20 protein-coding genes are annotated in these 25,689 nt (G+C 65.3%); 5 read left to right on the forward strand and 15 right to left on the reverse strand.

Translation table 11 applies throughout. The annotated features are described in order from the left end of the window. Positions 1–127 precede the first annotated feature (127 nt). Positions 128–697: a PEGA domain-containing protein gene (locus ABEL04_RS03385; protein WP_375800975.1), complete on the reverse strand. Its 570-nt coding sequence runs from the start codon at positions 695–697 to the stop codon at positions 128–130. Between the two features lie 278 nt (positions 698–975). On the opposite strand from ABEL04_RS03385, the gene ABEL04_RS03390 reads away from it, so the two are divergent. Next, a complete protein-coding gene (locus ABEL04_RS03390) occupies positions 976–2,106 on the forward strand; it encodes an endonuclease/exonuclease/phosphatase family protein (protein ID WP_375800976.1) in 1,131 nt (376 codons plus the stop codon). A gap of 46 nt (positions 2,107–2,152) precedes the next feature. Then, positions 2,153–2,581, forward strand: coding sequence for a secondary thiamine-phosphate synthase enzyme YjbQ (locus ABEL04_RS03395; RefSeq protein ID WP_375800977.1), 429 nt, complete (start codon positions 2,153–2,155; stop codon positions 2,579–2,581). A gap of 21 nt (positions 2,582–2,602) precedes the next feature. Here the strand turns inward: ABEL04_RS03395 and ABEL04_RS03400 are convergent, their stop codons facing one another. The 8 genes from ABEL04_RS03400 to ABEL04_RS03435 form a co-directional block, all read right to left on the reverse strand. Further along, a complete protein-coding gene (locus ABEL04_RS03400; RefSeq protein ID WP_375800978.1) occupies positions 2,603–3,967 on the reverse strand; it encodes a protoporphyrinogen/coproporphyrinogen oxidase in 1,365 nt (454 codons plus the stop codon). Beyond that, complete coding sequence (locus ABEL04_RS03405) at positions 3,951–5,465, reverse strand: hypothetical protein (protein ID WP_375800979.1); 1,515 nt, start codon at positions 5,463–5,465, stop codon at positions 3,951–3,953. Before ABEL04_RS03405 ends, ABEL04_RS03400 begins: the two co-directional genes overlap by 17 nt. 114 nt (positions 5,466–5,579) lie before the next feature. Further along, complete coding sequence (locus ABEL04_RS03410) at positions 5,580–6,809, reverse strand: hypothetical protein (RefSeq protein ID WP_375800980.1); 1,230 nt, start codon at positions 6,807–6,809, stop codon at positions 5,580–5,582. 86 nt (positions 6,810–6,895) lie between these two features. Further along, positions 6,896–9,448: a TonB-dependent receptor domain-containing protein gene (locus ABEL04_RS03415; RefSeq protein WP_375800981.1), complete on the reverse strand. Its 2,553-nt coding sequence runs from the start codon at positions 9,446–9,448 to the stop codon at positions 6,896–6,898. A 49-nt stretch (positions 9,449–9,497) separates the two neighbouring features. Beyond that, positions 9,498–9,740, reverse strand: a complete 243-nt coding sequence (locus ABEL04_RS03420; protein ID WP_375800982.1) for a hypothetical protein — start codon at positions 9,738–9,740, stop codon at positions 9,498–9,500. A gap of 211 nt (positions 9,741–9,951) precedes the next feature. Further along, a complete protein-coding gene (gene glgB / locus ABEL04_RS03425) occupies positions 9,952–11,820 on the reverse strand; it encodes a 1,4-alpha-glucan branching protein GlgB (RefSeq protein ID WP_375800983.1) in 1,869 nt (622 codons plus the stop codon). Positions 11,821–11,905: 85 nt separating this feature from the next. Beyond that, the gene (locus ABEL04_RS03430; RefSeq protein ID WP_375800984.1) at positions 11,906–13,627 is read right to left on the reverse strand and encodes a maltokinase N-terminal cap-like domain-containing protein; all 1,722 of its coding nucleotides are present in this window, start codon (positions 13,625–13,627) and stop codon (positions 11,906–11,908) included. 274 nt (positions 13,628–13,901) lie between these two features. Then, entirely contained in the window at positions 13,902–15,893 is a 1,992-nt protein-coding gene (locus ABEL04_RS03435) for an alpha-1,4-glucan--maltose-1-phosphate maltosyltransferase (protein WP_375800998.1), read from the reverse strand. A 296-nt stretch (positions 15,894–16,189) separates the two neighbouring features. Here ABEL04_RS03435 and glgX point away from each other — a divergent pair, with 296 nt between their 5' ends. Beyond that, positions 16,190–18,376, forward strand: a complete 2,187-nt coding sequence (gene glgX, locus ABEL04_RS03440) for a glycogen debranching protein GlgX (RefSeq protein ID WP_375800985.1) — start codon at positions 16,190–16,192, stop codon at positions 18,374–18,376. 77 nt (positions 18,377–18,453) lie between these two features. Here the strand turns inward: glgX and ABEL04_RS03445 are convergent, their stop codons facing one another. The 6 genes from ABEL04_RS03445 to ABEL04_RS03470 all read right to left on the reverse strand — a co-directional run bounded on the left by ABEL04_RS03445 (position 18,454) and on the right by ABEL04_RS03470 (position 21,794). Next, positions 18,454–18,657: a hypothetical protein gene (locus ABEL04_RS03445; RefSeq protein WP_375800999.1), complete on the reverse strand. Its 204-nt coding sequence runs from the start codon at positions 18,655–18,657 to the stop codon at positions 18,454–18,456. Positions 18,658–18,926: 269 nt separating this feature from the next. Next, positions 18,927–19,928 carry an ROK family protein gene (locus tag ABEL04_RS03450; RefSeq protein ID WP_375800986.1) on the reverse strand — a complete coding sequence of 334 codons (1,002 nt, stop codon included), beginning with the start codon at positions 19,926–19,928 and terminating at the stop codon, positions 18,927–18,929. Positions 19,929–19,968: 40 nt separating this feature from the next. Beyond that, on the reverse strand, positions 19,969–20,208 hold the full coding sequence (locus ABEL04_RS03455) for a hypothetical protein (RefSeq protein ID WP_375800987.1): 240 nt from the start codon (positions 20,206–20,208) through the stop codon (positions 19,969–19,971). Between the two features lie 42 nt (positions 20,209–20,250). Further along, positions 20,251–20,484: a hypothetical protein gene (locus ABEL04_RS03460; RefSeq protein ID WP_375800988.1), complete on the reverse strand. Its 234-nt coding sequence runs from the start codon at positions 20,482–20,484 to the stop codon at positions 20,251–20,253. Between the two features lie 99 nt (positions 20,485–20,583). After that, positions 20,584–21,219, reverse strand: coding sequence for an RNA polymerase sigma factor (locus ABEL04_RS03465; RefSeq protein ID WP_375800989.1), 636 nt, complete (start codon positions 21,217–21,219; stop codon positions 20,584–20,586). A 419-nt stretch (positions 21,220–21,638) separates the two neighbouring features. After that, a complete protein-coding gene (locus ABEL04_RS03470; RefSeq protein ID WP_375800990.1) occupies positions 21,639–21,794 on the reverse strand; it encodes a hypothetical protein in 156 nt (51 codons plus the stop codon). Between the two features lie 317 nt (positions 21,795–22,111). Here ABEL04_RS03470 and ABEL04_RS03475 point away from each other — a divergent pair, with 317 nt between their 5' ends. Continuing rightward, entirely contained in the window at positions 22,112–22,864 is a 753-nt protein-coding gene (locus ABEL04_RS03475) for an MEDS domain-containing protein (protein ID WP_375800991.1), read from the forward strand. A 31-nt stretch (positions 22,865–22,895) separates the two neighbouring features. After that, the gene (locus tag ABEL04_RS03480; RefSeq protein WP_375800992.1) at positions 22,896–25,661 is read left to right on the forward strand and encodes a GAF domain-containing protein; all 2,766 of its coding nucleotides are present in this window, start codon (positions 22,896–22,898) and stop codon (positions 25,659–25,661) included. Positions 25,662–25,689 lie beyond the last annotated feature (28 nt).

Here is a 25,689-nt window from a genome sequence, read left to right on the forward strand (position 1 = left end):
CCATCTTCGCGAAGTCAAATTCAGCCCCCTGCAGGGCCCGAAAACAAATGCCCTGGCGGCCTCGCCGAGACCGCCAGGGCACCTGAGGCAAATCCTCCACTCCGGAGGCTACCCGATTGCTACCTTCCTATCTTTGAGGGGCAGGTCGTTGTTTTTCGAAGACGTATGCTACTCCTTGATCCCGGTCGTGGACGATCACGTTCTTGTTGGTCTCGGGTAGGACCACTTCACCGGTAGATTCGTCTCTCAGCGTCTCGATTCTATAAGTGCTGTACTTTTCCGAGTCAGAATTCTCAATCGACGAACTCGCCGGATCAAGCTCCATATTGTACCGGAGGGGCTTGTACTTGAAGAGTGCACCAGTGAGCACGTCGATGCCCCAGAACAGAGGGTTGCCAAGGTTTAGAATCGCAACGGTAGCAAACTCTTTCTGAAGACGGAATACTTTGTCGCTATATCCTTCCTTCTGGAGCGTAACCCGCTTGTCGTTGATGTCCCGGCTGACGGTGATGGTTGTGGGAGTTGTACCCCGCTCAATTCCGTCAATGACGACCTCCGCCCCGGAGGGCTCACTTTCGAACTTGATTTGATCTGAAGTTCCGGAAAAGAGAGTCGCACAACCTACGAGAAGAAATGACGCGGCGAAAGCGCTGATGAAGCACGCAATTTTCGAGAACCGGTAGGGGTTATCAGTCATAGTTTGGGTGGTGTGGTGAAAACTTGCAGTGCACCCTATTTTAACAACAGGCCTGTGCGTTGTCAAAATCTCCGTTGCGCTTCTTCTCAAAATAAGGACTAGTCTTTGAAACCGAGGAAACCTACGGATTCTAGTCGCTAAAGCGAATCACACGCCGGTGACTCGTGGCTACTCTCGCTCGGGTACTCGGGCCTACAGTCATTTTGGGGCTGGTGCTCCTTGGGTGCAGACCCAGGCCTCCGCAGTGGGCCTCTGCCAACTCGGACACGCTCCGAGTGATGACCTACAACATTGAGGACGTGCGCACTGCAGACCTCCGCCGGTCCGATCATCCGCGCCTCCAGCGGGCCGCGGCCCGCATCCAGCATCTCGCCCCCGACGTCCTGCTGGTCAACGAGATGACCTACGACCAGCCGGGGGCCCCGGACTACGAGGCAGGCGCGCCCGAGGGCCAGAACGCGCAGCGCTTCGTGGACCACTATCTGTCGACGCCGCAGGCGGATACGCTGGAGGGACTCTCGTATCACCCCGTCATGCTGCCGGTCAATACTGGGCTCCCAAGCGGGTTCGACCTGAACAACGACGGGCGGGTCGTGTCAACTGTGCCGGACGTGCCCGCGCCGCCCGATAGCGGCAGCGTGGCCCCCCAGACCGACGCCGGGCGCGCCTACGGCAACGATGCGTGGGGCTTTGGCGTCTTTCCGGGGCAGTACGGCATGGCCCTCTTTGTGCGCGAGGGGCTGACGGTTCTCCGCGACTCGATTCGCACCTTCCGCAAGCTCCAGTGGCACGACATGCCCACTGCGGCGGTCCCCCTCGACTCCACGTCGTTCACGCCGTGGTACAGCCCCGACGAGTGGGCGGAGATGCGGCTCTCCTCCAAAAGCCACTGGGACGTGCCCGTACAGCTGCCCAACGGCGCCGTGCTCCACGTGCTCGCGAGCCACCCCACACCGCCGGGCTTCGACGACGTGGCCCGACGCAATGCCCATCGCAACCACGACGAAATTCAGTTCTGGGTGGACTACCTCAGCGGGGCGCCCTACATCGAAGACGATTCTGGACGAGCCGGAGGGCTCCACGCAGGGGCCTCGTTCGTCGTGATGGGTGACCTGAACGCCGATCCGGAGGAATCGTCGAGCTATCGGGACGCGATTCGAGCCCTCATCGGCCACGGGCGCGTCGCCGGGAACGTTGTGCCCACGGCCCGGCCTGCACGCCAGGATGAGTACCCCAAGCTCGATCCCGACGACACGGCCCGCTGGCAGGCACGGGTCGACTACGTCCTCCCGTCCACAAACCTCATCGTCGACGAGGCAGCGGTCTGGCGGCCGGACCCGGCCAGGGTGCCCGAGGTCCCCGTCAGCGACCACTTCCCGGTGTGGATGGACGTGCGCGTTGAGCCGTAGAAGACCCGAACATCCATCGCGACCTCCGTCACAGCCGTTTCCTGACATGGAGTGGAGACAAGACACCGTCCGCCTCGATCCGAAGCCGCGCGGCTTCCACCTCGTCACCGACGAGATTCTGGAGCAGGGCCCTCGCCTTGACGACATCCGGGTCGGTCTCCTGCACGTCTTCATCCAGCACACCTCCGCCTCGCTCACGATTAACGAGAATGCGGCCCCGGCCGTGCGCGGCGACATGGAGCGCCACTTCAACGAGATGGTGCCCGAGAACCAACCCTACTACGAGCACACCGTGGAGGGCCCCGACGACATGCCCGCCCACATCAAGGCCTCGATGCTCGACACGAGCCTGTCTGTCCCCCTCCAGGACGGGCACCCGGCCTTTGGCACGTGGCAGGGCATCTACCTGAACGAGCACCGCGATCACGGCGGCGCCCGGTCGGTGGTGGTGACGGTGCGGGGCGAGACGGAGTAGCTGCCGGCCTGGAGCGCATCGCTACCCCACCGGCTCGGGATGCGACGCAAGCTCCTCGGTCAGCGTGCGGGCCCGGGCATAGAGATTGTGGACGTGCGTGTAGGTGAATTTGGCACTTCGGCCCAGGAGATGGAGGTTCTCGAAGCGCTGCAGGTACGTCGTCAGGCGCTCGGCCTTTGCCTCGGCGCCGACCTCCAGGATCGGGTACGCAAATGGCACCGCCCGGTGGTCTACGGCGACGATCTCGTCGGCTCCGTCGATCAGCCCCTGCTCCGTCAGCACGTCCACGGCGCTGGCTCGAAGGGCCGCGTCCGACTGCGTCCACGCCTCGGTCTCCGGGTGACACGGCCGTTCGAGCACGACGACGGTCTGGTCGTCCGGCGCCATGTCGGGGCTCCGGTTTGTCGGCTCGTAGAGGCGCGTGAACGGAATCGATCGATCCGGGAAATAGAGCGACGCGTTTGGGGTGAGACGGGGCCGGTCGAGGCCCAGCACGACCAGGCGGAGGTGGCGAAAGCGCATCGACTGGGCGAGCGCCTGGAGTTCCTCGGGGGGCGGCGGGTCCAGGAGGCGCAGCACGAGGGTGAGCGGCAGCGTGCTCACGACCGTCTCCACGCCCGTCGGCTCCGCGTCGTTGACCGTGACGCGGCGGATGCGGGTGCCGTCGTGCGACAGGGTTGTGATGCGCGCGCCGGTGCGAATGTGCTCGCGCCCCAGCGCGTCGGCGGTGGCCTCGGCGATCTGGCCGTAGCCGTGCCGCGGGTAGTAGAACGAGCCGTCGAGGTGGCGGGCCTTGTCCTTCGTGCCGCCGAAGGCCTCCAGGAGGAACGTCTTCAGGTCGAGGCCTTCCAGCCGGTCGCCCGCCACCCGGGGCGAGAGCTGGTCCGCGTCGGTGCCCCACAGCTTTTCGGTGTAGTTCAGCAGGAACAGCCGCGCGAGGGTCGGGCCGTAGCTCTGGAGGGCCATCTCCTCAAAGTCGTCGGCGTTGTTCGAGACGCGGGGAATGGACAGCTGCTCCCGGGCGATCCGAGCGAGGAGGGACAGGGGCAGTTTGCGCAGGAGGTCGTAGGGGGCCAGCGGAAAGTCGATGCGCCGCCCCCGCCAGCAGATCTGGCTTGGGGCGTCGACGCGACGCAGGTCGTCGCCGAGGAGGGCCTTCAGGTCGGCGGTCACCGCCTCGTCTTTGTCGTGGAAGCGGTGTGCACCGGTATCGTAGCGGAACGGGCCTAGCTGGAGCGTACGGGCGTTGCCGCCCACGGCATCTGCCGCCTCGAAGAGACGTACGTCGAGCCCTTGCCGACGCGCGTAGAGGCCCGTCGCGAGGCCCGCCGGACCGGCGCCCAGCACTGTGAGAGGGGTGTCCCCCACGTCAGTGTTCGTAGACATAAACGGTCACCTTGGGCCACATGCGATTGACGTGCGGATTGTGGTAGAACGTGCGGGTGCGGGTGGGCGGACGGTTCAGGAGCGACGCGTAGGTGCCCACGACCAGCGTCCGACCCTGTTCGGCGTGCCGCAGGCGGCGGACATCGGTCGAGTCTTCGATGGACAGAAACCGGGCGTCCACCCGCTGGCTCCGCAGGTACGTGTTGACGAGGGGGACAGAGGCAACCCGTGTCGGCCCGGACCGCTCCGTCTGCGACTCGACGAACTGCTTGGTCTGTGCGATGGCCGTCGGCTCCTGGTGCTGATCGACGAGCACGAGCGTGACGGCTGCGTACGCTCCGGCGGCGCACAGTACAGCGCCCCGGGTCCACCACGCCCCCCGCCGCCACAAGGCTGCCGTCCCTGCTCCGAGCACCGGCAGCAGGAGTGCCAGGAGTGGAAGCACGTGCCGACTTTTGTGCACCACATTCTGGAAGAAGAACACCCAGACCCCGTAAAGAAGCGCACAGGCCCCAATCAGCCAGACGCGTCGGCCCCGCACCCTGGTGTTTCGGCTCAGCCGCCGCGTACCTAGCGTGCCGAGGCTCAGCACGGCCATCCCCACGACGGCAGTGCTCCAGTGGCGCCCCGGCCACCAGCCCCCGAGGCCGTCGGCCCACAGGCCCTGCACCGTGCCGATGAGGCGGCGCCCGAAGTCCGACTCGGTCAGCACCGTGCCGCCGAAGTCGGTGAAGTGGCCGGTCGTCTGGCCCCACGCCACGTTGACCAGCGTCCAAAAGCCGGTGTCGAGGATCATCGGCACGAGCCACGCCGCCACGCTGACGAGGCCCGCCGCGACCAGTTGTCCCTGGCGCCGCGAACGCCAGAGCGCGACGAGTGCCGGGACGATCACGAGCGGCAGATACGAGAGCCGCAGGCCTGCGAGCAGTCCTGTGAGGAGGATGCCCCCGAGGGCGGCCGTCTCGTCGACGGACCCTTCGCCGTTCGGGAGGGCCCGAACCAGTAGGGCGAGGGCGGCAAGCGCATTGGCCGTGCCCAGCAGGTCGGGCATGTAGCGGTTCCCCATCAGCCACAACAGCGGACTGAAGAATACGGTCCCGGCCACCGCGGTGCCCTCGACCGACCGGAGCGCAACGCCCCGCAGTCGGAGGAGCGCCCACACGAGGCCCACTGTCGCAAGGCCGCCGACGATCGAAAAGCTCGTGCTAAACGAACCCGTGGGTACGTAAAACAATTCCGCCACGGCCCAGAACACGGGGTACCCCGGAAAATGCGGCTGAAGAGCCGCCACGTCGTACTCGTCCGCCACGCTGAGGGCGAAGCGAAGACTGTCGGGGTCTTCGATGTACGTGATGGTGGTGGCGAGGCGACTGCCCACGCAGGCCACGATTAGCACCCCCCACGCCACGCCCGGAAGTTCCCCATACTGCCGCCACACCCGACGCCACGAGGGCGCGGGCTCGGCGGTCGTCGATGGGGCAGCGTCGTGCGCGCTCACGAGACGGTCGGGGGCAGGGTTGGGAAACAGACACCGACGCCCCTCCCCCGCTAACGCAGAAGAGGGGCTGTTGGTGGGGCATCACTAGGAGAGGCCCCGTATGATCCGTTAGGACTACCAGTTCTCCACGTTACTGGCGTTGAAGCCGTAGGCGTCCTGGAGGATCTGCGTCGCGGCGGCGAGGTCGTCCTCGTAGTCCGACACCGTCATCTCCCCGTACGGCGGATCATTGCCGATGTCCTCGAGGATATCGTTCAGCTGCGAGTCGCTCAGCGCGCTGTTGTAGAACTGCAGGTTCCAGGCAAACGCCTTCGCCTCACCCCAGGCCCCCTCGTCGATGTCGCCCTGCTCGACTGTTTTGCCGTCGTCGAGATTGCTCAGGGCCCCCTCCAGGGAATTGATGTAATGGATCACATTCACTGCAACGACCTTCTCCCAGGCGTCAAGGGCCGTCTGGGCGTGGTCGGCGGGGTCGTTTCCGTTCTCAATGTCTTCGCGTCCTTTGACCAGTGCATCGAAGGCGCGCCGGGCGAAGTCATTGGCGTTCCCGTTGTTCTCGGCCGCGGCGGACCGCTCGATGGCGTAGGCGGCCCAGGTGTGAACGTACTCGCTCGTGAGGTCGACGGCGCCGTCGCCGTCAATGTCCTGGGCAGGACCGCTGGCCAGTCCTTCTCCGCCACCGCTGTAGTCGAGAAACGGCTCCAGGGTGCGGGGGAAGCCGAAGTAGCCAAAGGCCGCATCCCATTGCTCCGCCTGGTTTGAGGAGACGTTTCCGTCGGCGAAGTCGCTCAGGATGGCCGCGCCCTGCCCGTAGATGGGCGTGCCCAGCAGCATCTTCTCGGCAAACTGGCTCAGGACAACCCCATTTTCGGTCGTGGTCACGTCGTTTGCCCCTGCTTGCTGGAAGTAAAACGTGAGCAGTTCGTCCGTCGTCACCTGCGATCCCGGATTGGGGGAGTCGGGACTTTCCAGGTTCTGACTGCGCAGGAGCGGGGCATCGTCCGTCAGCGACGAGAGGTCCACCCCGCTCGCAATGTCGCCGTAGGTGCTTTGCTGGGTGGAGATGCCCGAGGTCGGGACCGTCTTGTCGTCGACGGCACCGGTGTACAGTTCATCGAAGACGGTTTCCGAGTTGTCCGAGGCGTTTCCGACCCGCACGCCGAGGTCGAAGGCCAGCAGGTTCGTCACCGTCTCGGCCCCGTAATTGCTGGATGGATACTCGAACGCGTCGGATCCACCATTGCCGCCATTCGGGCCGGCGCTGTCGCAGCCCGTCAGGATCAGCCCAAGGGCGAGCACTGGAAGAAGGACGGTGCAGAGGGATCGAAGCAAGGAACGTCGCATGGGAATTACCGCGTTGATGAAAAGCCCTGTGTGAGGAAGGCGCCTCGTCTCCCGGGTTTTGGGAGCGGGGCGTCTTCTGTTTAGCTTTAGAAGTCGTACTGAATCGAGAGATTGATCTGGCGGCGAGGTCCGGGGATGATGCCGGTACTCAGGTTGGCGCTCGGCTGGCTCGGGTTGGAGTGGAGCCGCGACCCGATGTAGACGTTGTCCGTCACGTTCTTGGCCGTGAGCTGCACGCTGAGGGCGTCGGAGTACTCGTAGGTCGCCCCGGCGTCGAGCACCGTGTGGGCGGGAACGGGGCCGCGCTCCCCCCGGTTGTTGGTCTGCTCTAGGTTTTCGAGGTCGGTGTAGAAGCGGCCTGTGTAGCTCAGATCCGTCGACAGGGTGAGACCGATTTCCGAGAACGTTTTCGACAGACCCACCGTGGCGGTGTGGGTGGGGGCGGCGGGTAGCTCGTTGCCGCTGATGTCTTCCGGCGTGCCGTCAATGGCGCTGGTAATAATGCCCTGCACGACCGCCGACTGGAGATAGGTGTAGGACACATCCAACGTGGGCAGGGGACCGGCGAAGGTGCCCCCTTTGACCCGGGTCCGCGCCTCCAGTCCGTAACTCTCCACCACGCCCAGGTTTTGCTGGAAGCTCGTGCGCCCGCCCACTAGGTCCTCCACGTAGAGGTAGAAGCCGGTAATTTGGAACTGACCGGCGGCCGACCGTCCGCGCACGCCAAGTTCCGAGTTCCAGCTCTTCTCGGCCTTCAGGTCGAACCCGCCGCTCGTTCCCCCGGTAGCGCTAGGCGGGTCGAAGCCCACGATGGCGAAGGTGGCGGTGGAGGGCGGCGTGTAGCCGCGGTGGATGCCCCCGAAGAGGCGGGCGTTGCTTTCGCCGAGTGTGGCTCCCAGGTCGGCGGTGCCCAGGTTCCAGTTGAAGCCAAGGCCCGGCAGGGGGACCACGCTCGTCTGGTCGCGGTACTGGCTCCCCTTGAGGCGGTTGATGCGCGACTGCTCAAACACCTCCAGCCGAAAGCCCGGCGAGAGGCGGAGCGGTCCCCACTGCATGTCCTCCAGCGCGTAGAGCGACAGGGCCCGCGTCTCGTAGACCGAGCTGCCGCCGATGATGGACACAGGTCCGGGATCGGACACGTCACCCTGGTAGAAGACCCCCTCCCGCACGCCCACCTCGTCGCTAATCTTGCGGTTGTCCTTGAACCGTTCCCAGTGCAGGCGCCCGCCCAGCTCCAGGTCCGCCTCCAGCCCGAAGAGGCTGTGCTGGATGTCCAGCGAATGCTCGACGCCGGTCACGTAGAAGGTCCGCACGTTGCCGAAGTACGGCTTATCATCAAGCGTAAGGTTCCGCTCTAAAGCGTCGCTGATGCCAACGCGCATGAGGGGACCCGGTGTATTCGGGGGCACCGGCTCGGCGTCCACGTTCGGGTCCTGGTATGCTTTGGCTTTCACGAACACGTCCTTCTCCCGCCACCACGGGCGGTGGAAGACGTTGGCGTAGAGCCGCGTCGTGCCCTGCACCTGGTCGCTGTAGCGCCGGTTGTATATAGTCCCCAGCGACGCCCGGTAAATCCGATAAAGGTCGTCGTCCTTGGGGTTGAAGTCCGGGTCGGTGCGGAAGGAATAGGGCGTGAGGCCGGTGTAGGTGGCGTTGAGACGCTCGTAGTCGGCATTCAGCTTCAGGTACAGCGACCGGCTGTCGCCGAGATTGGCCTGCACCTTGGCGGTGCCGTTGACCTGGCGGAAGTCATTGTTCTGGCGGAAACCGTCGCCGCGCTTGACGAGGAGCTGGACCTGCGGGCGCACGTCCTCGGTGCCGAAGCCGCCGAGCTCGCCGAAGGCGCTCACGTAGCCGTTCGTGCCGGGCGTTAGCTCGAGGGTGCCCCCCGGGGTGCGGCGCTGTGGCCGGCTGGTGACGTAGTTAATGACGCCAGCCATCGTCTGGGGGCCGTGCCGGATGGTGGCACTGCCCTTGATGACTTCAATCTCCTCGATGCGCTCAATGGGGGGGTTGTAGTAGAGCGGCGAGAAGACGTAGGGGGCCGGCTGGATCGGCATGCCGTCCTCCATCACGAGCACCCGCTGCGTGCGACGCGGCTGCAGGCCCCGAATGCCGACCGACATGCGGGTCTGGGTCATGCCATCGTCGGCCAGTCCGTAGACGCCGGGCACGTGCTTGAGGGCCGCCTGCGTGCCGATGGGATCCATCTGCTCCAGGGCGGCGGCGCCCACCTTTGAGGCCGCGCCCGGAATGGCCGCCCGGGCACTGCGCGTGGCTCCGGTGATTTCAAGACCGGCTAGCTCCACCGTTGCGCTCACCAGCTCCACGGTGAGGCGAGTCGTTTGTCCAGCCTGTACCTGCACGGTGCGAGTGGTCGCCACGTATCCGACGTGGCGGACCTGCAGGACCGCGGTTCCGGACGAGAGGCCGTCAATCACGAAGCGACCTTCAGCGTCGGTGGTGGTGCCGCGCGGCTGCGCGGCGGTCTCCACTCCAACTGTGGCGTCCGCGAGTGGCGCTCCAGTTTCCGCGGCCACGACACGGCCTTCTACACGCCCGGTCTTCTGCCCGAGCACGAGACCACAATTTAGACCAAATACAAAGACAGAAAGAAGAGCGAGACAAGCGGAGCGCATGCTCTGTAGTACAGTTCCAAAGCGATTCGGAGAGAGCACGCGAGGCCGATCAGAAGCGCTCTGGGTTGACGCGCTCCCGGTTCGGCGGGGCGGGGGAGGACGTCGAACTGGAATCGACAGCGCTTGACGGCGGCGCAAGGCGGTTGATGCTACTGTAACTTCCATTCCCGTCCGACGACCCGTCCGAGGGACCCAGGATAGGATCGTCCGAGCAGGCCGGGAGAACGATGAGGATGACGAGCAGTGCCCCGAGTCCGACCGCTAGGGCACGGCGAGCATACGAACGGCTCATGTGGCGGGTAGCGGGATCAGTTCTCACTTATTTAGATCACTTCTAAATAGGCAGATCCCTTTGGTTCATCAACAGTTGGGCGTCCGGACGGTGTAAAAACGAGATGAGAAAGGGTCCTCTTCACGCAATCGGTCCAGTGACGGCGACAGGAGAGGGGGGCGCCAATTCCGTACCCCACCGACATCGCCTCACCGACCAGGGCCCGAGGGAACTACGAGTCTCGCTTGAGGACCAAGGCCCCGAGCGGCGGCAGGGTCAGTTCGAGTGAGTGCGGCCGCCCGTGCTGGCCGATGGCGTCGGTGTGGACGTCGCCCGCGTTCCCCACGTTGCTCCCGCCGTACGCCTCGCTGTCGCTGTTAAGCCGCTCACGCCACACACCCTCGGTCGGTACCCCAATCCGGTAGTGCTCCCGGACGATGGGGGTGAAGTTGAGGACGAAGATCAACGACTCGTCCTCGCCGAGACGGCGGTAGGCCAGGACGCTGTTCTCGCGGTCGTCGTACGAGATCCACTCGAAGCCGTCCTCCTGGTCGTTCCAGAGGGCGGGCGCGTTCTGGTAGAGGAGGTTGAGGTCCCCGAGCCACTCCATGAGGCCCTCGTGCAGCGGCTCGTCGGTAAGCCCCCATTCCAGTTCCTGGTCGTGGTTCCACTCGTGGTACTGCCCGAACTCGCCGCCCATGAAGAGCAATTTCTTACCCGGGTGGCCGAACATGTGGGCGTAGAGAAGGCGCAGATTGGCGGCCTTCCGCCAGTCGTCGCCCGGCATCTTGCCCCAGAGCGAGTTCTTGCCATGCACCACCTCGTCGTGGGAGAGCGGGAGCGTATAGTTCTCGGAGAACGCCCAGCTGAGGGTCCACGTGAGGTCGCCGTGGTGGTACTTGCGGTGGACCGGCTCCTTGCTCACGTATTCGAGCGTGTCGTGCATCCAGCCCATGTTCCACTTGTAGAGGAAGCCGAGGCCGCCGTGCTCGGTGGGGGTGGTCACGCCGGGCCAGGCGGTCGACTCCTCCGCCAGCATGATCGCCTCCGGATACTCGTCGTACACGTGCTCGTTGGTGTCCTGGAGCAGGCTGATGGCCTCCAGGTTCTCGCGCCCGCCGTGAATGTTGGGGGCCCACTCGCCCTCCCGCGAGTAGTCGCGGTACAGCATGGAGGCCACGGCGTCGACCCGGAGGCCGTCGACGTGGTACTTGTCCATCCAGAAGAGGGCGTTGGAGAGGAGGAAGTTGCGCACGCCGTTCTTGCCGAAGTTGAACACGCGCGTCCCCCAGTCGGGATGCTCCCGCATGCGCGGGTCTTCGTACTCGAAGAGGTGGGAGCGGTCGAAGTAGGTAAGGCCCTGCGGGTCGGTGGCAAAGTGGCCGGGCACCCAGTCCATGATGACGCCGATGCCGCGCTGGTGCAGGGTGTCGATGAGGTGCATGAGCCCCTCCGGGTCGCCGTAGCGGAAGGTGGGCGCGTAGTAGCCCAGGATTTGGTAGCCCCAGGAGCCGTAGTACGGGTGCTCGGCGAGGGGCAGAAACTCGACGTGCGTGAAGCCGAGGTTCTCGACGTGGTCGGCCAGCGGCTCGGCCACCTCGCGGTAGCTCAGCGACTCGCCGTGTCCCTTGTGGCGCCAGGAGCCGAGGTGCACCTCGTAGATGGAAAGCGGCTCGTCGATCCCGCTCGGCCCCTTGCGGTGGTCCATCCAGTCGTCGTCGTTCCACGTGTAGGTGTCGAGGTCGGTGATGATGGCCGAGAGGCCCTCGTAGGTATTCTGGGCGGGTGCCTCCATCCGAAACGCGAACGGATCGGTCCGGTCCAGCCACTCGCCGTCGGCCTGGAGGTGGTACTTGTATTTCTGCCCCGGCTTCGCCCCACGGACGTATCCCTCCCAGAGCCCGCCCTCGCGCCGTTCCAGCACGTCGGCGCCGAAGGTCCAGTCGTTAAAGTCGCCCGTCACCTCTACCTGCTCGGCATTGGGGGCCCAGACGGCAAACCAGGTGCCCTGCTGGTTGGGATGCGCCCCCATCCGCTCGTAGCTGTGGGTGTGGGTGCCTTGCTTCCAGTAGTAGATGTCGTCGTCGGTGAGGTGGGGCATGGGACGGTAGGCGATGGGAGCTCGGTTGGGCGTTGAGGGGGGGTGCGTCCAAGGTTGAGCGTTGTGGGCCAGGCGAGGAGGGAGGCTATGTGTTCGGGGAGTCCGTGGGGTCCTGTGTTCCAAGGAGGCGCTGGAGCCCTCGGAGCGGGAGCCAGGCCCAGTCGGGCCGATGGTTGAGTTCGTATCGGACCTCGTACAGGGCTTTGTCGAGGAGGAAGGCCCAGAGGAACGAGTAGCGGGCGGGCGGGTCGGGCAGGAAGACGGCCTCGTTGGCCGTGTCGGCGTAGGCGTCGAGGAATGTGATCTCGACCCAGTTGAGTAGCGCATCGATCCAGGGCTGGTCGGCCGGTCCCGCGCCTGCGTGCTCCTCCCACGCCGCAAGCACAGCATACTCCAGAGACCGGAGCATGCCCGCCACGTCGCGGAGCGCGTTCTCCCGCTTCCGACGTTCGTCGAGGGGACGGGCCGGTTCGCCCTCGAAGTCGAGAATGTAGACATCTCCGTCTGCCCGGAGGAGTTGACCGAGGTGGTAGTCGCCGTGGATCCGGATGCGGTCGTAGCCGCCGCCGACGTCATCAAGGTCAGCGATGCGTTCCTTCGCCCTGGTCCAGAGCGATTCGGACGGCAGGTCCTCGGGGGTCAGGTGCGCCTGCTGGTCGAGGAAGGCACGGGTGTCTTCAATCTCGGACCGGAGGCGTTGGCCCAGCTCCGCCCCAGACTGGACGGGGGCCTCTATCGGATGGAGGTCCTTGGCCTCTGCCCGGGAGAGGGCGTGGTGCATGTCGGCGGTGCGCGCCCCGAGGGTGCGCGCGAACGGAAACATCTCCGGGGCCACGTCTTCAAGCCACCCCGGCACGGGTTGTGACTCGACCCGGTCGGCGGTCCGGTCGGGGGCACCCGGCGACTGGACCGCGATCTCGACCTGCTCCCGGGGGAAGGGAGAGTCTTTGATCCGGTCCAGGAACTGGGCCGTCGAGCCCAGGGCGTAGCTCCACGCATCGGTCTCCACATCGAGGGCCTCCTGAAAGACAGCGAGCGTGTACTGGCTGGGCTGGCGCTGGACGGTGACGGTGCCATGGAGGCGTGGGGCAAACGCGAAATCCACGCTCGTAAGATGCTCCAGCAGTTCCTTCTCGGGGTTGGGGCCCTCCTCCAGTCGCCGATAGATTTTGGCAAAGTAATCGCCGTCGATAAGGGCCGACGTGTTGCTCTGCTCGCCGGTGAGCAGCTGAATGTCTTCCGGGTCGTCGTGCTTCGCCGCCTCGGACGGTTCGGCGGTGTAAACTCCCCTGAGGGAGCGGCTCCGGCTGCCTGAGCGCCACCAGCGGAAGAGCGTAGCCCAAAACTCGGGATCAACTGTGGCGTCGTGGACGAGCCGTCGCTCGCCGGTGTTTTCCACCTCCAGCCAGGCGAGCGCCACGTGCGGATATTCGTCGAGCAGAGATGTGGATTTTTCCGCTGGAGCGGCCATGAGGGGGAGCGTGTAGAGCGAGGTGTTCTCCCCCAGGCTCACCGCGAGCACAGAGATGTAAACGGCGGGATCGCTGTTCAGGCGCACCGCGTCCTCCACGTCCACGGCTTCGATGACCTCCCCTTTCGCTCCGAACCACCGCTGCTTTTTGATAAACGCTGGCAGGAGCGATTCGAACTGCTCCGGGCCGCGGTGCTGGGCCGTGGTGGGCACAAGTAGGTTCTGGAGCCCCTCGGCTACGGGGAGGACAGGATGGGACTGATCGCTGGCCCCCACATCGGCGGGCGGGGGACCGCCGTGTCGAGTGCCTTCGCGGTGCACGTCTTCTTCGGGCATAGGCCTGAACCAGTAAACGTGAGGGGGACCGGTGGGAGAGGGGCGGTCGTCTTCGCCGATGAGAGAGCGGGGCCTGACTGAAGGGCTCGACCGGCGCCTAGCCCTGCAGTTCATCTTGGGGAGCGGAGACTCTCGTAGATCACGGCGTCGCTGTTCCACTGGGGATCCGCGAGGGAGTCGCCGGGCATACGGCAGTGTGTTCGAACGTTGATGCGTTGAACGGTGGCACGTTGGGGACGGCAAGAACGTTCAACGTTCCAACGCGCCAGCGCAGTCAAGCGTGCACGGGGCGGTCGTAGGTGGGCGGAGGGGCCTCATGGGAGCCGTCCCGGTCGAGCCGGAAAATGTGCGCAGGGGTGTCGGGGGTAAGTTTTAGGTAATGGTGGGTGCCGCGCCAAGTGTAGCGGGCGTCGTTGAGCAGGTCATGCACCCCGAAGCCCTCGTCGGAAGGGAGGCCAAAAGCCTCGGGAGACAGTACCAACTGGCCCTCGCAGGCGTTGTGGGGGTCGAGGCTCACGACCACGACGATTAAGTTGTCGGGCGTTTCCTTGCTGTAGGCAATGAGGTCCGGGTGCTGGGTCTCCAGAAATTGAATCGACCGCATTTGCTGGAGGGCGGCATTTTCCTTGCGGATTCGATTCACGCGGGTCATGAACGGCTGGAGCGACGTGGGGTCGTTCCAGTCCCAGGTCCGAATTTCGTATTTTTCGTTCTGGGCGTACTCCTCCTTGGCGTCCCGCTGCTGGTTGTCGACGTGCTCGAAGGGCGGGCCGTAGACGCCGTAGGCGCTTGACAGGGTGGCCGCGAGCACAAACCGGCTCTTGTGGGCCGGGCGGCCGCCGTGCACAAGCTCGTCGTGCAGGATGTCCGGCGTGTTGGGCCAGAAATTGGGTCGGAAGTACTCGACGGCGTCGGTGTGGAAGAGCTCCTCGCCGTATTCTTCGAGCGCCTCGGGGGTGTTGCGCCAGGTGAAGTAGGTGTACGAATTGTTGAAGCCGAGCTTGGCGAGGTGGTACATCGTCTTCGGCTTCGTAAAGGCCTCCGACAGGACAATGAGCTCGGGCGTCTCCGTGCGCAGTTCGCGCAGGCACCACTGCCAGAATGCGAACGGCTTGGTGTGCGGATTGTCGACGCGAAAGGTGGTGACGCCGTGGTCGATCCAGTGCTCAAACACGCTCTTCAGCTCCTGCCAGAGCGCCGGCCACTCCTCCGTTTCGAAGTTGATGGGGTGGACGTCCTTGTACTTCTTCGGCGGGTTTTCGGCGTAGCGGATGGAGCCGTCCGGGCGGTGGTAGAACCACTCCGGGTACTCCTCGATGTAGGGGTGATCGGGGGAGCACTGAAAGGCAATGTCGATGGCCACGTCGAGCCCCAGCTCGTCGGCCCGCTCTACGAAGCGGTCGAACGCCTCGATGCCGCCCAGCTTGGGGTGGACGCTTTTGTGCCCGCCCTTCGAGCCATCCTCCAGAACGCCGCCGATGGCCCAGGGACTCCCCGGGTCGTCCGGCCCGGCCTGCGGGGCGTCGTCTGGGCCCTTGCGATTCGTTTTGCCGATGGGATGGACGGGCGGCAGATAGACGATGTCGAAGCCCATCTCCTGGATGCGTGGCAGCCGCTCGGCGGCGTCGTCGAGCGTGGCGTGCTGGTCGTCGTCGCGGGCGGAGCGCGGAAAAAACTCGTACCAGGCGCCGCTACGGGCCCGCTTCGGGTCCACGAGCACCTCGTAGGTGGCGCTCGTCGACTGCTGATCGTGGGGGGCGTGGCGCCGCACGAGCTCCGCAATCTCATCGCCGAGGGCGGCCTGCTCGTTGCCCTGTTTGAAGGCGTCGACGTGGGCCTCCAGCAGGTCGCGGTCGTCCTCGGGGGCGTCTTCGGCGGCGTCTTCGAGGAGCGACACCCCGACCTTGAGTTCACTCTCGATCTCGGCCTGCGACTCGCCGCCCTCCACCCGACGCCGGAACTGGTCCTGCCACGTGGCAAACCGGTTGATCCAGGCCCGCACGCGGTAGAGGTAGCGCCCAACCTCCGACACCGCGAAGTCGCCCTCGTACTCATCATTCCCGACCGAGGACATGCGGGTGATATGCTCCGTATCGTCGTTTTCGTGGCGGTAGACGAGCTCGACGGACAAGGCCTCGTGGCTGTCCACAATCACGCCCGCAGTCACCACCACGTGCTCTCCCACGGCGCGCTTGATGGGCCACTGTCCGCCGTCGACGGTAGGGGACACCGACGTGATGACGACGCGGGACCACGATTTGGGCATCGTGGAGGTGCGGGACGGGGTGGGCGGTGGGGCGCTAGACGTGGACATGCGGAAGGGAGGCCGAGAATCGAGCAGAGCGGAACGCGAGGGGGAAGGGAGGGAGGGCTTCACAGGTGCCGGGGGCGGGCGGGCGAACTGTCCTGCAGTACACGCTACACACTAGGGAACAGAAATCCCAACGTAGCTGTGATTCGGTGGGCGCATTTCGTCGTGCGGACAACGGCCCGTTTTTTGCGCGACATGACAACTGCGATCGGGCCTGTGTCCGTGTGTCTTCTCACAGTAAGCGTTCGTCTATGAGTACATCTCCCCCCTCTTCGTCCACGAACGAGGATCAGATTGGAAATGGTCTCCATGTTCGCCCGGGCAAGCCCTACCCGCGAGGGGCCACGTGGGATGGCATTGGAGTGAACTTTGCGCTGCACAGTGCCCACGCCGAACGGGTGGAACTCCTGCTGTTCGACGACGCCGAGGACGCAGAGCCGGGCGCTACGTTTGAGTTGCCGGAGCAAACGGGCCCCATCTGGCACGGCTACGTGATGAACCTGCGCCCCGGTCAGCTCTACGGCTACCGCGTCCACGGCCCCTACGATCCGGAGAACGGGCACCGGTTCAACCCCAACAAGGTGCTGCTCGACCCCTACGCCAAGGCCATCGGGCGCCCCCTGCGCTGGGACGACAGCCTCTTCGGGTACGACGTCGACGACGAAGAGAGGAAGGACCTCTCGTTCGATTCCCAGGACAGTGCGCCCTACGCCCCCCTCGGGGCGGTGGTGGAGGAGACCTTTGCCTGGGGCAATGACCAGTCGCCCGAGATTCCGTGGGAGGACACCATTATCTATGAGACCCACGTGAAGGGGATGACTGAGCAGCACCCCGAGGTGCCCGAGGCCCAACAGGGAACGTACCTGGGGCTCGCGTGCGAGCCGATCATCGACCACCTGAAAAACCTGGGCGTCACCACAGTGCAGCTGCTGCCCGTGCACGCCAAGATGCACCGCCGGGAACTGCTGGAAAAGGGCCTCCGCAACTACTGGGGCTACAATTCGCTGTCCTACTTCGCGCCGGAGCCGGAGTACGCGGCCAACGGGCCCGCGAGCGCCGTGCGCGATTTCAAGATGATGGTCCGTGCCCTCCACGATGCGGGCCTGGAGGTCATCATCGACGTGGTGTACAACCACACCTGCGAGGGAAGCCACCTCGGCCCCACCCTTTCGTGGCGGGGCGTCGACAACCGCACCTACTACAAGCTCAACCCCGACGACGAGCGCTACTACATGGACTACACGGGGACCGGCAACACGCTCGATCCGGGGGACTCCTACGTCCTGCAGATGATTATGGACAGCCTGCGCTACTGGGTCACCGAGATGCACGTCGACGGCTTTCGGTTCGATCTCGCCTCGGCCCTGGCCCGGGAGCTTTACGACGTGGACATGCTCGCGTCCTTCTTCAAAGTGGTGCAGCAAGACCCCGTGCTGAGCCAGGTCAAGCTCATCGCCGAGCCCTGGGACGTGGGGCCGGGCGGCTACCAGGTGGGCTCCTTTCCGTGGCAGTGGGCCGAGTGGAACGGGCGCTACCGCGACGCCATCCGCCGCTTTTGGCGCGGCGACCGCGGTCTCAACGGCGAGGTGGCCACCCGCATTGCCGGCTCCAGCGACCTCTACGAGCGCTCCGGCCGCCGCCCCTTCGCCTCCGTCAACTTCGTGACGGCCCACGACGGCTTTACGCTGCAGGACCTTGTCAGCTACGAGGAGAAGCACAACGAGGAAAACAAGGAGGGCAACGAGGACGGCCACGACGAGAACTACTCCACGAACTGCGGGGTGGAGGGGCCGACCGACGACCCGTCCGTCATCGAATGTCGGGAGCGGCGCAAGCGGAGCCTGATGGCCACCCTGTTGCTGTCGCAGGGCGTCCCCATGATTCTGGGGGGCGATGAGCTGTCCCGCACCCGCCGGGGCAACAACAACCCCTACTGCCAAGACAACGAGATTAGCTGGTACGATTGGGAGCTCAACGAGCGGGAGGAGAAGTTCCTGGCGTTTGTGCAGCGGCTCACCAAGTTTCGGAAGGAGCATCCGAGCTTTCGACGGCGGCACTTCCTGGACCCGGCCGACGAGTCGGATGGCACGGGCGATGTGCTCTGGTGGCACCCCGACGGTCGCGAGATGACGAACGACGACTGGCACGACGACGACCTACGGGCCTTTGGCTACCTGCTCCGCGGCCTCGATCTGGCGCCCGACGTGCAGGGGCGTCCCCGACGCGACGACTCGTTCCTGGTGCTCATGAATCAGGGCGACGCGCCCGTTGAAATTGAGCTTCCTACGGAGACCAACGAGCTCGAGGACGTGCACTGCGCGGCCTGGCACATCGTGTCCGAATTGGCTGGAGACCTCAATGGCGCCGGGCCGTTCGATCCAGGGGGCGTGCTGACCCTCCGGCCCCATCGGGTGCTGGCCCTGCGGGCGGAGCGGTAAAGATCGGGGGAGGAAGGGGAGAGGTGTGGACGTGTGGAGAGCGGGAAGGCGCTTGCATTTTGACGAGATCCCCTCGCTCACGGGGCAGCAGCTCGCTTGTGATCTCCAGTCGATCGGTCGTTGTCGGGAGTGTCGAGTGGGCTCGTCGCGCCCGCGCCACTCTGCTCCAGGACGTGGACGGAATGGATGATGGTGCGCAGCCGCTCATGCCCGAGCAGCTTCCGGGTGGTGCGCACGTCGGTGCCACTGGCCGGCAGATGCGTGGCGAACGAGTGCCGCAGTCTAAAACTACTTCCTCAATTCGATCAGGGCCAAGTAGATGCCGCTCAATTCTTTAGCACAGTCCGACTCGTGCTGAGCCTTCACCTTCTTCAAACGACGTCGGGGCAGGCCGTAGAGGTGCTCCGGCAGGCACGTCGTCTGGTCCGTGCCGCCCTTTCCCGTCCAGCACACAGATGCAGGGCTGGTCGAAATCGAGCTCCTTGATCCGAGGGCGGAGGATCTCCGACGTCCGCGACTATTCTTACGAAGGTGTCGAGAGTAGGGGCCATCACAGAAGGAGAGGCCACCGCTCGGCTCGTGACGATTCGTCAAGGTCGTACCGACTTCGTGCCACCGTGGCCGCCCCCACGACCCCTGCGTGGGCGTTCAACTCGGAGGGAACGACCTTAAGCCCCCGGGTTGCCACCTGGAGGCCCCTCTCTTTGACGATGCGGTGTGCCTCATCTACGTAGGACGGATGGCCCTCAATCACCCCGCCCCCGAGCACCACGCGGCGTGGATTGAAGGCATTCACTACACCGACCAGTCCGAGCCCGAGATACTCCGCCGTCGTGTTGACGATGCGGGTTGCCAACGGATCGCCCTGTTCGGAAACGGTGTGAACGGTCCGGCCCGTAATGTTGTCGATCCTCCCGGCCTGATCGATCAGGGCCGCCCCCATGTCCGGGTCGGTGCGCGCGGCTTCTCGAGCGCGCTCGGCGATGGCCCATCCGCCCGCATAGGCTTCCCAGCAGCCCCGATTCGGGCAGCGGCAGGAGCGGCCGTAGGGCATGAGCGACGTGTGTCCGAGCTCCCCAGCGAGGCCACGGTCTCCGTTCAGCACGTGCCCGTCGCTCACGACTCCGCCTCCGATGCCGGTTCCCACGAACACCACGACGAGGTTGTCGATGCCCTGCCCCGCGCCGTGCTGCCAGACGCCCCAGGTGATGGCCCGGACATCGTTGGCAATGGCTACGGGCAGCCCAAGAGCGTCCTCGAGACGCTTCTGAAGAGCAACGTTCTGCCAGCCCAGGTTCGGAGCCGTGCGCACGACCCCCTTTTCCGAGTCCACCTGCCCGGCCACCCCGACGCCCGCCGCAGCGGCCTGTTCGGGGGCCCGGGACATGCATTCCATGACACAGTCCACAATGTCATTAATGACCCGGTCGGCCCCCTGATCGGCGTTTGTGGGATGGCGGTGAGACGTACGGACGGTTCCGGAGGGATCAACGAGGGCAGACTCTACCTTCGTCCCGCCGATGTCAATGCCTAAGGTTTGTGTTGAGGGCATGGTACAGAAACGGATGGGAGAGAACTAGCAAGCATAACCGCTACTGGGAGCCACCGCGAGCTGCGCGGCGGAGAGCATCAATGCCTTCGGCCCGCACGACGAGAAGCTGGGTCGGGCCCGAGCCGGCTTGCAGAATAACGGCCTCTTGGTCGTGTAGACAGGTGCGAACCGCCGACTCGGACAGTCCCAGGCGATCGGCGAACTGCTGTACGGTGCCCATGGTCGTGCCGTCCTCGCGAATCAGAAGCCCAACACGGGGCGGGAAGCGGGTGGGAGGCATGGTTGGTCTACGTCGAATTGAGCAGGAACGGAGAACGGCCGGCTACGGCGCCGTCTCGGACGCACACTCCAGGAGGGCATCCACGCCCTCAGCACCAACGATGAGCACGCGGTCATCGTCCGTGCGGGTGGGCAAAACGACAGGAGACGCCTCACTTTTTTGGAGGCACGACCACACCTTCGGCGCGGGGAGGTCCAGGCGTCTAGCGAACTGCTGCGCCGTGCCGATTGCCTCGCCATCTTCGGCGAGTTGGAATTGGACGCGAGTCGCATTCATCGTCGGTTGCATGGACGTTTTGGGACTCAATGGCTCAGACATCTGACAATGGAGGGTTGGAGGTAGGGAGTGGAGAGCGTGGGGGCTGGAGACCAACGGTTACGCCATCATCTGATAAGCGTGGTCGAGGCGGGACTCAAGAACCTCGCGCAACGCCTTACGGGCCCGGTGCAGGCGAACCCGAACGTTGACCCGAGTGAGCCCGAGTTCCTCCGCCACCTCCTTCGTCGACAGTTCTTCGAGGTCCCGAAGTCGGATGATCTCGCGGTAGGACTCGGACAGTTCCCCCATTGCTTCGTAGAGGAAGCTGTTCTCCTGGTCGCGCTCCGCGCCCTCCGCGGGGGAGCGGTACGACGACGGAGGAGGGCCGTCGCTCGTCGTCACACGGACGTGTTCGAGGGTGTCCTCCTCCAGGCAGCTGTGTCGCTGGTCCTTGCGGTAGCGCGCAAGAGCAACATTCTTCGCAATACTGTGGAGCCATGTCGTGATCTTCGAATCCCCTCGAAAGTTCGGTAGGCTGCGCAGGGCCTGGAAGAAGGTTTCCTGTACCAGGTCACGCGCAACCCTCTGGTCGTCGGAATACCGGCGGAGTACGCCTTCGATGTAGTCGCGATGGCCGTAGATCCACCGCTGGACGGCCTCCGGGTCGCGATTGCGGAGGGCCTGCAGCTCGGCCTCACTGAGGGTGGCATCATGGGGCGGGTCGTCACTGGGGGCAGAAGCGGTCTCGGGCATTGTGAGGGTCGAACAGCAAGTGTGTAGTACGACGAAGAAGGACGCCGGCGATGCCTCCTCCGGCGCTCTACATACACTCCCAAGACCGTGCCAGGCTTTCTGGTCCACCTCCCTTTTTCCTGTAAACCACTGAAAACTATCAGCATACGTCGAAAAAAGAGATTGCCTCGGCACCTCCCGTATGACGGTATATCGGCACAGCGTCGATATGTCGACACTCCAGGGCAACGCCATGGCGCGGTTCGGGGAAGGACATGCCTCCATCCCGTGTTTGCCTCCGCGGAACTCTCCGCTCTTCCTTCAGGGCGGCCCTCCCCAGCACGAATCTCGACGCGTTCTTCCCCGCACGCCAGTGGCTCCGAGCGAGAACGGCTTGTAGCGCCGACCGGGCTTGTCGCCTCAGCGATCAGTTTGTGTACCTAGGACAGCCCGATTGCCAGCGGAAAGCCCAGCAGCAGAAGCGGCGTGCTGAGCCGAACGGTCCAGGATGGCAGCCGGGGTGTGGGCTGCAGAACGTCCGCGGCCTGCAGCATGACAAATCCGGTCGTTCCGGAGGCCACTGCCACGCGAGTCACCTGTCAGCGGCGAAGCTCCTGGGCGAGCGCCTGGATCTGAGCCCTGAGCTGCTTCATGGCGCCTGGCCAACCCCGTGCCACGTGCGCGAAGGGACATAAAGACACGGCAGGAGCTGCGCCGCGGAAATGACCAACCGGTCCGCAGCCCGCTCTCGTCTGCACGGCGGGCGCTGGGTCCCCTTCCCCGACCTCTCTCGCCCTCAGGTCCTCTCCTCCGTCCTCCATTTCCACCTGCCTGTCTCGTACGGCGTCTGTAACGGATTGTGAACCGGAGCAACGTAGGGTTCGCTCTACACCTCGACGTCCTCATTCCCTTCGTGCCTAGCTCTTCGTTCTCGACGATGCAGGGGGCTGGATGGATCTTGTCAGATGGCAATCTTTTCTTTAAAATTGCCACCAAGCCACACATCCATACCGAAGAAAAAGGCCCCATGGACACGCGAGAGAATGCAGAGCCAACGTCGACGCAGGATCCGGCCGACACGATTCCGCTCGGGTTCGGCGGGGTCGATGCCAGCGTCGGCGACCACATTGCTCACTTCTTCCGCGGGGACGACCAGCGCTTTTCGGTGCTCGGGCCGTATATCGAGTCGGGGCTGCGCCGGGGCGACCGGTGCGTGTTTATCTCGCGGCCCGACGTCGGAGAGCAACTGTGCGACTGGCTGACGGGTCGGGAGGTCGACGTCGACGACGCCCGATCGGCGGATCGGCTCATCCTACACCCTGGGGAGGCGACCGAGGAGGACATGAAGCGCCTCGCCGACCGGATCGACGCGGAGGCGCAGGCGGACGACGAGCCGTTCGTCCGGTGGTCGGGGGACGGGGAATGGGCCCTGGAGCAGGACATCACCGTCTGCGAGATGCTGCGCTGGGAGGCCCTCTACGACGAACACTCCGCCGACTGGCGCATGCTGGCGCTGTGCCAGTTCGACCTCACGGTCTTCGAGAGTGACGTCATCATGGACGCCCTCCGCACCCATCCGTACTGCGTGATGGGCGACGTGGTAGTGCCGAACCCGTTCCACGAGTCCCCCGAGGCGGTGCGGGCGGAGCTGACCGCGGAGGGATAGTCCTCATTGGCTGATCGCAATCGACCTCATCATGGAGCTTTCCCACCGCACATCGGACCTGGATCCCTCCTCGGTCCTCGGGTTTGGGTCGGCCCTAGCGCTGCTCGACTCCACCGAGGAGGTGGCCCGCCTCCTCACGGGTGCCCTGCGCTCGATGGGCCTCGCGGACCTGCAGGCGGTCGTGATGGAAAGGGGCCCCGACGACGACCCGCGCGTGTTCGGGAGCGTCGGGCCCCATCCGCTTCCCGACTCGGTCGTCGACGCGCTGTGCCGGGAGGAAGAAATCCTGGCCCCTGGAACGGGGTCGGGGACCGGAAGCCCGTCCCACCGCCGGATCGAGGTGCCCGACGACGGACCCCTCGCCGGGCAGGGCATCGACCGCCTCGCCCTCGTGCGGCTGGGCACGCTCGACCACGACTTCGGCGTGGCCGTGGCGGGGCTGGCCGCGGATACCACCCACACGCCCCTGCAGGTCTCCTCGCTGCAGATGATGGCGGCCCAGGCGTCGATGGCGCTGCACCGGATTGAGCTCGACCGGACGCGGGCGGCCCAGGAGCAGGCCCTCCGCGAAAGCGAGGACCGGTACCGGGAGCTCTACGAGAGCGCGCCGGTCGCCTACCTGTCCGCCACGTCCGAGGGCGAGATCCGCATGGCCAACCGGCGGGCCACCGAGCTCTTCGACGCCGCGGAAGCGACCCTCGTTGGCCGCTCGATTCTCGACTTCTGCGCGGAGACCCCGGAGGGCCGGCAGGCGGCCCAGCGGCTGGAGCAACGTCTTCGGAGCGGAGAGCCGGTGCGCGACGACGAGGTGGAGCTGTGTCTGGCTAGCGGGGAGCGGATCTGGGTGAGCCTCACGATGCGTCCCGTCGATGAAGCCGGGGACGACGGAGCCGAACGTCTCGTTATGATGGTCGACGTCACCGAGCGGCGCCGCATGGAGACGGCCCTCCGCGAGGCCCGCGACGAACTGGAGACCCGCGTGGAGGAGCGGACCGCCGAGCTTGAGCGCACCAACGAACGGCTCGAACAGCAAACCCAGCGTCTGAAAGCCCTTCGCGACATCGATCAGGCCATTTTGGCCGCGGGATCTCCGAAAGAAATCGCCACGGCCACGCTCCGGCGCACCCACGAGATTGTGCCCTTCCACCGCGCCAGCGTGTCGGTCATTGAGTGGGACAAAGACCGCGCACGCGTCCTCGCCACCCGGCAGGAGGGAGAATTCTTGGGCAGCGGCACGACCATCCCGCTCGACGAGTTTTACCTGACCGAGGCCCTGCGGGCCGGCGAGACAGAGGTGATTCCCGACCTTGCGGCCGAGCCCCAGTCCGGCACCGCGGCCAAAGTGCGCGACCTTGGCGTTCGGGCGGTCCTTGCCCTCCCAATGATGGCCGAGGGCGAGCTCATCGGTCTCCTGCAGATCGGTCGGGCGCGTCCGGAGGCCTTCGAGCAAGTGGAACAGCGTGCGGGCAAGGAGCTGGCCGATCATCTCGCCGTTGCCCTCCGCCAGGCCCGCCTGAGGGAGCGGGTAGAGACGCGCACCGCCGACCTTGAGGAGGTGAACGACCGCCTCTCCCACCGCACCCAGCGACTGCAAACCCTCCGGGACATCGATCAGGCGATCCTGGCCGCCGAGTCGCCGGAGGAGATTGCGGCGGAGGCCATCCAGCGCGTCCGCGACATCCTGCCGTACCGGAGCGCAACCGTAACCGTCACGGACTGGGACGCCGGGACGGCCCGCGTGCTGGCGGCCCAGGACAACGTCCTGGAGGCTCCTACGACCCTGCCGCTCCGTGAGGTCTACCTCAGCGACAATTTGCGGGCGGGGAACACCGAGGTGATCTCCGACGAGGCGTACGAGCCTGTGCCGGAGGCGGAGGACCGCATACGCACGATGGGCCTCCGGTCCGTCCTCTGCGTCCCGATGGTCATCGAGGACGAGGTAATCGGGGTCGTCCATGTCGGACGGACCGAGGCCGACGCCTTCACCGACAAGGACTGGCGGGTGGGGCGCGAGCTGGCCGACCACATGGCCATTGCCCTCCGGCAGAGCCAGCTCCTGGAGGAGGTGCAGGAGCAGCGGGAGCGGCTCGAGGAGCGGGTGCAGGAGCGGACCGCCGAACTGGAGTCGTTTACCTACTCGGTCTCGCACGACCTGCGCACGCCGCTGCGGGCCATCGATGGCTACACGCGCATCCTGCGGGAGGAGCACGCCGACCAGCTGGGAGAGGAGGGCCGGCGCCTCCTGAACGTCGTCTATGACAGTGCCCAGAAGATGGGGGACCTTATCGACGACTTGCTCACCCTCTCCCGCCTTGGCCGCCGCGAGATGAACCGCATGCCCATCGACATGGAGGCCCTCGTCCAGGAGGCCTACGATGACCTGTGCCGGGCGCGATCGATGGAGCACGTGACGTTTGAACTCGGGGCCCTCCCCGATGCCCCGGGCGACCGGTCCATGATTCGTCACGCGCTGACCAACCTGTTGTCCAACGCCGTCAAGTTTACGCAGACCGTGGACGCTCCCCGGATCGAGGTCCGTGGCGAGCTGCGCGATGGGGAGTGCGTGTACGTCGTGCGCGACAACGGGGTCGGCCTCGATCCCGACGAGGCGGAGGGCCTCTTCGGCGTCTTTCAACGAGGGCCCGAGGCGGAGGAGTTCGAGGGCACCGGGGTGGGGTTGGCCATCGTCGAACGGATTCTTCGGCGTCACGACGGCCGGGTGTGGGCCGAGGGAGCCGAGGGCGAGGGCGCGTCTTTTTTCTTCGCGCTCCCACGCTCCGGCGCCGAGAGCGTGTAAGATCCGATCGCGGTTTGTGCCAGACGCG

Source organism: Salinibacter sp. (assembly GCF_042218895.1).
Lineage (GTDB): Bacteria > Bacteroidota > Rhodothermia > Rhodothermales > Salinibacteraceae > Salinibacter.